We start from the raw sequence: 8,116 nt of genomic DNA on the forward strand, positions 1-8,116 counted from the left end.
GGCTTGAAAATCCCTTTAGCGGTCAATTCCTTTTATGAAACGCATGGCAAAGGGCTAAACACTTCCCTCTTTTTCAAACGCCTTGTGGTGTTTAATGTGAGTTATGTTTATAGTTTTTAGGGGGGTAGAAAATAAGCACCCCCTAAAAGCGTATCGCAACCTTTGAATTTTAAAAACTCTTTAGTTTTTTTGCCTCAAATGATAAACACTCTCGCCCCCAAGACCATAATTATTAGAATCGACCTCATCTATAATAACCACAATAGAAGCCTTATTTTTGTTTAACACCTTCACCATCAAATCTGAAACCCCTTCAATCAATTGCCGTTTTTGCTCGTTTGTTGGCCCTCCATTTTCTGGCACAAGTTTGATATTGATAAACGGCATAGTATTCCTTAAAATTGAGATAACGCATTATAACGCTTTTATCTAAACGCTTCATTAGTCTTTCATGATTAAATCCTCTTTTAAAAACAATAAAAGCCCTTTTAGTGGCTTTCAAGTCAAGTTAAGTTTGATATACTAACAAAATGAATACTTATAAAAACAGCTTGAACCACTTTTTAAATTTAGTGGATTGTTTAGAAAAAATCCCCAATGTGGGTAAAAAGTCCGCCTTTAAAATGGCGTATCATTTGGGTTTAGAAAACCCTTATCTGGCGCTCAAAATCACGCACGCTTTAGAGAACGCGCTAGAAAACCTTAAAACATGCGCATCTTGTAACGCGCTCAGTGAGAGTGAAGTTTGTGAGATTTGCTCTGATGAGAGCAGGCAAAATTCTCAACTTTGCATGGTTTTACACCCAAGAGATGTGTTTATTTTAGAAGATTTAAAGGACTTTTTAGGGCGCTATTATGTGTTAAATTCTATAGAAGAAGTGGATTTTAACGCCCTAGAAAAACGCCTGATTGAAGAAAACATTAAAGAAATCATTTTTGCTTTCCCCCCCACTTTGGCTAACGATTCTTTAATGCTTTATATTGAAGATAAATTACAGCATTTCCATCTCACTTTCACTAAAATCGCTCAAGGCGTGCCTACTGGAGTGAATTTTGAAAACATTGACTCAGTCTCGCTCTCAAGGGCGTTTAATTCAAGGATCAAGGCATGAATTTAAACTTTATGCCCCTATTGCACGCCTATAACCATGCGAGCATTGATTTTCATTTCAATCCTAGCGCTAGGGATTTTTGCGTGCATGAAGTGCCTTTGTATGAATTTAGCAACACAGGCGAACATGCCGTTATTCAAGTGAGAAAAAGCGGTTTAAGCACTTTGGAAATGCTTCAGATTTTTTCTCAAATTTTAGGGGTAAAAATCGCCGAATTGGGTTATGCGGGCTTGAAAGATAAAAACGCGCTGACGACTCAATTCATCTCACTCCCTAAAAAATACGCCCCTTTATTAGAAAAAAATACGAGCAACTTGCAAGAAAGAAACCTTAAAATCCTGTCTTTGAATTACCACCATAATAAAATCAAATTAGGGCATTTAAAGGGGAATCGCTTTTTTATGCGTTTTAAAAAAATGACCCCCCTAAACGCTCAAAAAACAGAGCAGGTTTTAGAACAAATCGCACAGTTTGGCATGCCTAATTATTTTGGCTCGCAACGCTTCGGGAAGTTCAATGACAACCATAAAGAAGGGTTAAAAATCTTACAAAATAAAACGAAATTCGCCCATCAAAAATTAAACGCTTTTTTAATTTCAAGCTATCAAAGTTATTTGTTTAACGCGCTTTTAAGCAAACGATTAGAAATCAGTAAAATCATTAGCGATTTTAGCCTAAAAGAAAATTTAGAATTTTTTAAACAAAAAAAATTAAGCGTCAATTCAAGCACCCTAAAAACCCTTAAAAACCAAGCCCACCCCTTTAAAATCCTAGAAGGCGATGTGATGTGCCATTACCCTTATGGGAAGTTTTTTGACGCTTTAAAATTAGAAAAAGAGAGCGAAAGGTTTTTAAACAAAGAAGCTGTGCCTACGGGGTTACTAGACGGCAAAAAAGCTCTTTATGCAAAAAATTTGAGTTTAGAAATTGAAAAAGAATTCCAGCATAACCTTTTAAATAGCAATGCTAAAACGCTAGGATCCAGGCGGTTTTTTTGGGTGTTTGCAGAAAATGTAACTTCCCAATATATCAAAGAAAAAGCGCAATTTGAATTGGGATTTTACTTGCCTAAAGGGAGTTATGCGAGCGCGTTGCTCAAAGAAATCAAGCATGAGAAAGGAGAAAATAATGACGAATTTTGAAAAGATTATCGTGCAAAACAGGCTCAAAACGAACGCGGTTTTAACCACTTATTGCGCAATTTTTGCTTTTATCGGATTGTTGGTGGATGCTATTAGAATCAACGCTAATGATTTAGGCATAGCCCTTTTTAAACTCATGACTTTTCAAATTTTTCCTACGATCACCATTATCATGTTTTTAGCGGCTTTTGTTATTATTGTTATTTGTATCCAAAATTTTAGCTCTATCATGTTAAGCGGTGATGAATACAAGCTTATTGATCCAAGCAAGGTTTTAAGCTCTAAAGAAAACCAAATCCATCGCCTTTTGTTAGAGCTTTTAGAAGAGGCTAAGCTTCATTTTGAGCCTAAGCTTTATATCATTAAAGCCCCTTACATGAACGCTTTTGCGAGCGGGTGGAATGAATCTAACTCCCTTATCGCTCTTACAAGCGCTTTAATAGAGAGGTTGGATAGAGATGAATTGAAAGCCGTGATCGCTCATGAGCTCAGCCACATCAGGCACAATGACATTCGCTTGACCATGTGTGTGGGGATTTTAAGCAATATCATGCTGTTAGCGGCTAATTTTAGCGTGTATTTTTTCATGGGGAATCGCAAGAATAGCGGGGCGAATTTAGCCCGAATGATTTTATTAATTTTACAGATCATTTTGCCTTTTTTAACGCTCCTTTTGCAAATGTATTTGAGCCGCACACGAGAATACATGGCCGATAGCGGGGCGGCGTTTTTAATGCATGACAATAAGCCCATGATTAGAGCCTTACAAAAAATTTCTAACGACTATGCGAACAACGATTACAAGGGCATAGATCAGAACTCCACCCGATCGGCGGCTTATCTTTTTAACGCTGAAATGTTTAGCACCCACCCTAGCATTAAAAATCGTATCCAATCTTTATCAAGGCGTTTTGTTTAAATGGAAAATTTTTTCAACCAGTTTTTTGAAAATATCGGCGAAGATAAGAATAGAGAAGGTCTAAAAGAGACGCCTAAAAGGGTTCAAGAATTATGGAAATTCTTGTATAAAGGCTATAAAGAAGATCCTAAAGTGGCTTTAAAAAGCGCGTATTTTCAAGGCGTTTGCGATGAAATGATAGTGGCTCAAAACATTGAATTTTACTCCACTTGCGAGCACCATTTGCTCCCTTTTTTTGGGAATATTAGCGTGGGATATATCCCTAAGGAAAAGATTGTAGGCATTAGTGCAATCGCCAAACTCATTGAAATTTATAGCAAACGCTTGCAGATCCAAGAAAGGCTGACCACTCAAATTGCCGAAACCTTTGATGAAATCATAGAGCCAAGGGGCGTGATCGTGGTTTGTGAAGCCAAGCATTTGTGCATGAGCATGCAGGGGGTGCAAAAGCAAAATGCGATCATTAAAACAAGCGTTCTAAGAGGTCTCTTTAAAAAAGACCCTAAAACCAGAGCTGAATTTATGCAACTCTTAAAATCTTAGGTTATAATTCTATGCATGAATAACCCTAATTTATCCTTTTATTATAATGAGTGCGAGCGTTTTGAAAGCTTTTTAAACCACCATCATTTACACCTTGAAAGCTTCCACCCTTATTTGGAAAAAGCCTTTTTTGAAATGGTGCTTAATGGGGGTAAAAGGTTCCGCCCTAAGCTTTTTTTAGCCGTGCTTTGCGCGTTAGTGGGTCAAAAAGATTATTCTAGCCAACAAACAGAATATTTTAAAATCGCTTTAAGCATTGAATGCTTGCACACTTATTCGCTCATCCATGACGATTTACCATGCATGGATAATGCCGCTTTAAGGAGAAATCACCCCACTTTACACGCTAAATACGATGAAACCACAGCCGTTTTAATCGGCGATGCACTCAACACTTACTCTTTTGAATTGCTTTCAAATTCTTTACTAGAAAGCCATATCATTGTGGAATTAATCAAAATCTTAAGCGCTAATGGGGGGATTAAGGGCATGGTTTTGGGGCAGGCTTTGGATTGCTATTTTGAAAACACGCCCTTAAATTTGGAGCAACTCACTTTCTTACACGAGCATAAAACCGCTAAATTGATTAGCGCAAGCTTGATGATGGGGCTTGTTGCAAGCGGTATTAAAGATGAAGAGCTTTTTAAATGGCTTCAGGCTTTTGGGTTAAAAACGGGTCTTTGTTTTCAAGTGTTAGACGATATTATAGACGTTACACAAGATGAAGAAGAGAGCGGTAAAACCACGCATTTAGACAGCGCTAAAAACAGCTTTGTGAATTTATTGGGGCTAGAGAAGGCAAATGATTACGCTCAAACTTTAAAAACAGAAGTTTTAAACGATTTAAACCTATTAAAACCCACTTATCCTTTATTGCAAGAAAATTTAAACGCGTTATTGAACACTCTATTTAAAGGCAAGACATGAGAAAAATTTTACTCACCAACGATGATGGCTACCATGCAAAAGGCATTAAAGCTTTAGAACAGGCTTTAGAAGAAATGGCAGAAATTTATGTGGTCGCCCCCAAGCATGAAAAAAGCGCATGCTCGCAATGCATTACTATCACTGCACCTTTAAGAGCGGAGAAAATTAAGGGCAAAGAAGGCCGGCATTATAGGATTGATGATGGCACGCCAAGCGATTGCGTGTATCTGGCGATCAATGAGTTGTTCAAGCATGTTTGTTTTGATTTGGTGATTTCAGGGATCAATCTTGGATCTAATATGGGCGAAGACACGATTTATTCTGGAACGGTGGCCGGAGCGATTGAAGGCACGATTCAGGGCGTGCCTTCCATTGCGATTTCTCAAATCCTTTCTCCTAGAAATAAAAACACGCCCCTAAATTTTGATCTGGCTCAAAAGATCATCCAGGATTTAGTCCAAAACATTTTCACAAACGGCTACCCTTTAAAAGGACGCAAGCTCTTGAATGTGAATGTCCCTAATTGCTCCTTACAAGAATATAAAGGCGAATGCATCACCCCTAAGGGCTATAGGTTGTATAAAAAAGAAGTGCATAAGCACACAGACCCCAAAAATGAAAGCTATTTTTGGCTAGGGCTACACCCTTTAGAATGGCAAAAGCGCGAAAATGAAGACAGACTCTCTGATTTTGACGCTATTGCTTCAAACCATGTTTCTATCACGCCTTTAAATTTAGACTTAACCAGTTATGATGATTTGAAAAATTTGGAATCTTGGCATAAGGGAATGTTAAAGTGAGTAAAAATCAGCACTTGGCTTTTTTAGGGCTGATTGTTGGGGTTTTGTTCTTCTTTAGTGCATGCCAACACCGCTTGCACATGGGGTATTATTCAGAAGTTACAGGGGATTATTTGTTCAACTATAATTCCACTATCGTGGTGGCTTATGACAGAAGCGATGCGATGACTTCTTATTATATCAATGTGATTGTTTATGAATTGCAAAAATTAGGCTTTTACAATGTCTTCACGCAAGCAGAATTCCCGCTAGATAAAGCCAAAAATGTGATCTATGCACGCATTGTCCGCAACATCTCAGCTGTGCCGTTTTACCAATACAATTACCAGCTGATCGATCAAGTCAATAAACCTTGTTATTTTCTTGGGGGGCAGTTTTATTGCTCTCAAACCCCTACCGATTACTACGCTATCAATGGCTTTAGCGAGCAAATTTTAATGAGCGCTAATTCGCATTTTATTTTGGATTGGTATGATGTGGTGCTGCAAAAACGGGTTCTATATGTGGATGGGAGCGTGAGCGGAAGGACTTGCGGCTATCAAATGCTCTATAGGGATTTGATTAAAAGCACGATCAAGCGCATTGATTTTAACCGCCCTGAACGCTACTACTACAATTTAAGACTGCCCCTTTATCAGCCATGTTATAGAGAATGAAATGGTTATCAGGCGATTGTATAAATTTTGCGCTAGCCATGTGGTGCGCAATTGCTCTTCTGTAAAATGCGCTCAAAATATCCATGGGCATAATTATGAAGTGGAGGTTTTTATTGAAACCAACCGCTTAGACAGCGCGAACATGGCGTTAGATTTTGGGCTGATGCAACAAGAAATGCAAGTTTTCATTGAGTCGTTTGATCATGCCCATCATTTTTGGGACAAAGAAAGCGATGAGTTCCAGCGTTTTATAGAAAATCATTGCATGCGTTATGTGAAATGCTCGTTTAATCTGAGCGCAGAGGGTTACGCTCTCATGTTTTTATACTACCTGACAAGGATTTTACAAAAAAGCGTTTTTTCTAATGGTGAAGGGGAGTTAAAAGTCTCTAGCGTACGCGTGCATGAGACTAAAAACGGCTATGCGGAAAGCTTTTTAAAAGATTTAGAAAACCCACACTTTAAATCTTTAGTGCATCCAAATTGCGTCTCTTTTTCACAAGGCATTCAAAATTTGTGGCAAGATAAGGATTTTTTCAATAAAATCATCAGCGATGAAAAACAATGCTTTTTCCACGCTAAACCCTTACACCAGATCCCATGAAACTCCCGGTCGTTGAGAGCTTTTTTTCCTTACAAGGTGAAGGAAAAAGGATAGGCAAACCCAGTCTTTTTTTGCGCTTAGGGGGGTGTAACCTTTCATGTAAGGGCTTTAATTGTAAAACCATATTGCATGATGAAATCCTAACGGGTTGTGATAGCTTGTATGCGGTGCATCCTAAATTCAAAGAAACTTGGGATTATTACAATGAGCCTAAATCTTTGATTGAACGATTAGAGGATTTAGCCCCTAATTATAAACATTTTGATTTCATTCTTACAGGCGGGGAGCCAAGCTTGTATTTTAATAACCCTATTTTAATCAGCGTTTTAGAACATTTTTATCGCAAAAAAATCCCTTTATTTGTAGAGAGTAACGGCTCTATTTTTTTTGAATTTAGCCCTATTTTAAAAGAATTGCATTTCACCCTGAGCGTCAAACTCTCTTTTTCTTTAGAAGAAGAAAGCAAGAGAATCAACCTTAAAGCCTTGCAAAATATCTTAAATAACGCTAAAAGCGTGCATTTTAAATTTGTTTTAGAGAGCCAAAACGCTATTCAATCTATCATAGAAATTCAAAACCTTTTGAAACGACTCTCCTTAAAAAATAATGAAATCTTTTTAATGCCCTTAGGCACAACAAATAAGGAATTAGACAAAAATCTCAAAATCCTAGCCCCCCTAGCCATAGAGCATGGTTTCAGGCTGAGCGATAGGCTCCATATCCGCTTGTGGGATAATCAAAAAGGGTTTTAAGAAGTTAATCATGACCATCAAAGTTTTTTCGCCCAAATACCCCACTGAATTAGAAGAATTTTATGCCAAGCGCATCGCTGATAACCCTTTAGGGTTTATCCAACGCTTGGATCTTTTGCCCAGCATTAGCGGGTTTGTTCAAAAATTGCGCGAGCATGGCGGGGAATTTTTTGGAATGAGAAAGGATAAAAAGCTCATCGGGATCTGCGGGCTTAATCCTATCAATAAAACAGAAGCAGAGCTGTGTAAATTCCACATGGATAGTGCTTATCAATCTCAAGGGCTAGGTCAAAAACTCTATGAAAGCGTGGAGAAATACGCTTTCATTAAAGGCTATACTAAAATCTCTCTGCATGTGAGCAAGAGTCAAATCAAGGCATGCAACCTCTATCAGAAGCTGGGTTTTGTGCGTATCAAAGAAGAGGATTGCGTGGTGGAGTTGGGCGAAGAGACTTTGATTTTCCCCACTCTTTTTATGGAAAAGATTTTGTCTTGATTGGTGCATCCATTTGACACACGCCCAAGCGACATTCAAACCACCAAACTTTTATCAACACAGCCTAATTAATGATAAATAAACCCTAAAACAAACGCTTGTTGTTAAAATTTTGTTTCAATACGAAACACTAATCTCTTGTAAAAACTTTAAATTTCAATAAAA

General features: G+C 37.9%; 12 protein-coding genes. 11 read left to right on the forward strand and 1 reads right to left on the reverse strand.

Features of this window, described 5'->3' with window-relative positions:
- Positions 1-120, forward strand: a 120-nt coding sequence (locus KX581_RS07990) for an outer membrane beta-barrel protein (RefSeq protein ID WP_073423031.1), incomplete at its 5' end; no start/stop codon positions are given.
- A gap of 60 nt (positions 121-180) precedes the next feature.
- On the opposite strand, the gene KX581_RS07995 is transcribed toward KX581_RS07990, so the two are convergent.
- The gene (locus KX581_RS07995; RefSeq protein WP_180630118.1) at positions 181-387 is read right to left on the reverse strand and encodes a 2-hydroxymuconate tautomerase family protein; all 207 of its coding nucleotides are present in this window, start codon (positions 385-387) and stop codon (positions 181-183) included.
- Between the two features lie 143 nt (positions 388-530).
- Here KX581_RS07995 and recR point away from each other — a divergent pair, with 143 nt between their 5' ends.
- Genes recR through KX581_RS08045 form a run of 10 tightly spaced genes read left to right on the forward strand, consistent with a single transcriptional unit; the run spans position 531 to position 7,951 of the window.
- A complete protein-coding gene (gene recR, locus KX581_RS08000) occupies positions 531-1,112 on the forward strand; it encodes a recombination mediator RecR (protein WP_001099598.1) in 582 nt (193 codons plus the stop codon).
- On the forward strand, positions 1,109-2,254 hold the full coding sequence (gene truD, locus KX581_RS08005) for a tRNA pseudouridine(13) synthase TruD (RefSeq protein ID WP_231176065.1): 1,146 nt from the start codon (positions 1,109-1,111) through the stop codon (positions 2,252-2,254). The genes recR and truD overlap by 4 nt, the downstream gene beginning before the upstream one ends.
- Positions 2,241-3,173 carry a zinc metalloprotease HtpX gene (gene htpX / locus KX581_RS08010; protein ID WP_231176066.1) on the forward strand — a complete coding sequence of 311 codons (933 nt, stop codon included), beginning with the start codon at positions 2,241-2,243 and terminating at the stop codon, positions 3,171-3,173. The genes truD and htpX overlap by 14 nt, the downstream gene beginning before the upstream one ends.
- Positions 3,174-3,716: a GTP cyclohydrolase I FolE gene (folE, locus tag KX581_RS08015; RefSeq protein ID WP_000426948.1), complete on the forward strand. Its 543-nt coding sequence runs from the start codon at positions 3,174-3,176 to the stop codon at positions 3,714-3,716.
- Between the two features lie 15 nt (positions 3,717-3,731).
- Positions 3,732-4,643: a polyprenyl synthetase family protein gene (locus KX581_RS08020; protein ID WP_231176067.1), complete on the forward strand. Its 912-nt coding sequence runs from the start codon at positions 3,732-3,734 to the stop codon at positions 4,641-4,643.
- Positions 4,640-5,443, forward strand: coding sequence for a 5'/3'-nucleotidase SurE (gene surE, locus KX581_RS08025; protein WP_231176068.1), 804 nt, complete (start codon positions 4,640-4,642; stop codon positions 5,441-5,443). The genes KX581_RS08020 and surE overlap by 4 nt, the downstream gene beginning before the upstream one ends.
- The gene (locus KX581_RS08030; RefSeq protein WP_075657804.1) at positions 5,440-6,099 is read left to right on the forward strand and encodes a hypothetical protein; all 660 of its coding nucleotides are present in this window, start codon (positions 5,440-5,442) and stop codon (positions 6,097-6,099) included. The genes surE and KX581_RS08030 overlap by 4 nt, the downstream gene beginning before the upstream one ends.
- 1 nt (position 6,100) lies before the next feature.
- Positions 6,101-6,703, forward strand: coding sequence for a 6-pyruvoyl trahydropterin synthase family protein (locus KX581_RS08035; RefSeq protein ID WP_231176069.1), 603 nt, complete (start codon positions 6,101-6,103; stop codon positions 6,701-6,703).
- Positions 6,700-7,455, forward strand: a complete 756-nt coding sequence (locus KX581_RS08040) for a 7-carboxy-7-deazaguanine synthase QueE (protein ID WP_231176070.1) — start codon at positions 6,700-6,702, stop codon at positions 7,453-7,455. Before KX581_RS08035 ends, KX581_RS08040 begins: the two co-directional genes overlap by 4 nt.
- A gap of 10 nt (positions 7,456-7,465) precedes the next feature.
- On the forward strand, positions 7,466-7,951 hold the full coding sequence (locus KX581_RS08045; protein ID WP_231176071.1) for a GNAT family N-acetyltransferase: 486 nt from the start codon (positions 7,466-7,468) through the stop codon (positions 7,949-7,951).
- Positions 7,952-8,116: the final 165 nt, after the last annotated feature.

Origin of the sequence: Helicobacter pylori, assembly GCF_021062735.1 — a bacterium.
Classification (GTDB): domain Bacteria; phylum Campylobacterota; class Campylobacteria; order Campylobacterales; family Helicobacteraceae; genus Helicobacter; species Helicobacter pylori_DN.

Coding starts and splice junctions, on each gene's coding strand:
- folE (WP_000426948.1), top strand. CDS start 3,174: ATGGAAAATTTTTTCAACCAGTTTTTTGAAAATATCGGCGAAGATAAG.
- KX581_RS08020 (WP_231176067.1), top strand. CDS start 3,732: ATGAATAACCCTAATTTATCCTTTTATTATAATGAGTGCGAGCGTTTT.
- KX581_RS08045 (WP_231176071.1), top strand. CDS start 7,466: ATGACCATCAAAGTTTTTTCGCCCAAATACCCCACTGAATTAGAAGAA.
- KX581_RS08040 (WP_231176070.1), top strand. CDS start 6,700: ATGAAACTCCCGGTCGTTGAGAGCTTTTTTTCCTTACAAGGTGAAGGA.
- surE (WP_231176068.1), top strand. CDS start 4,640: ATGAGAAAAATTTTACTCACCAACGATGATGGCTACCATGCAAAAGGC.
- KX581_RS08035 (WP_231176069.1), top strand. CDS start 6,101: ATGGTTATCAGGCGATTGTATAAATTTTGCGCTAGCCATGTGGTGCGC.
- recR (WP_001099598.1), top strand. CDS start 531: ATGAATACTTATAAAAACAGCTTGAACCACTTTTTAAATTTAGTGGAT.
- truD (WP_231176065.1), top strand. CDS start 1,109: ATGAATTTAAACTTTATGCCCCTATTGCACGCCTATAACCATGCGAGC.
- KX581_RS07995 (WP_180630118.1), bottom strand. CDS start 387: ATGCCGTTTATCAATATCAAACTTGTGCCAGAAAATGGAGGGCCAACA.
- htpX (WP_231176066.1), top strand. CDS start 2,241: ATGACGAATTTTGAAAAGATTATCGTGCAAAACAGGCTCAAAACGAAC.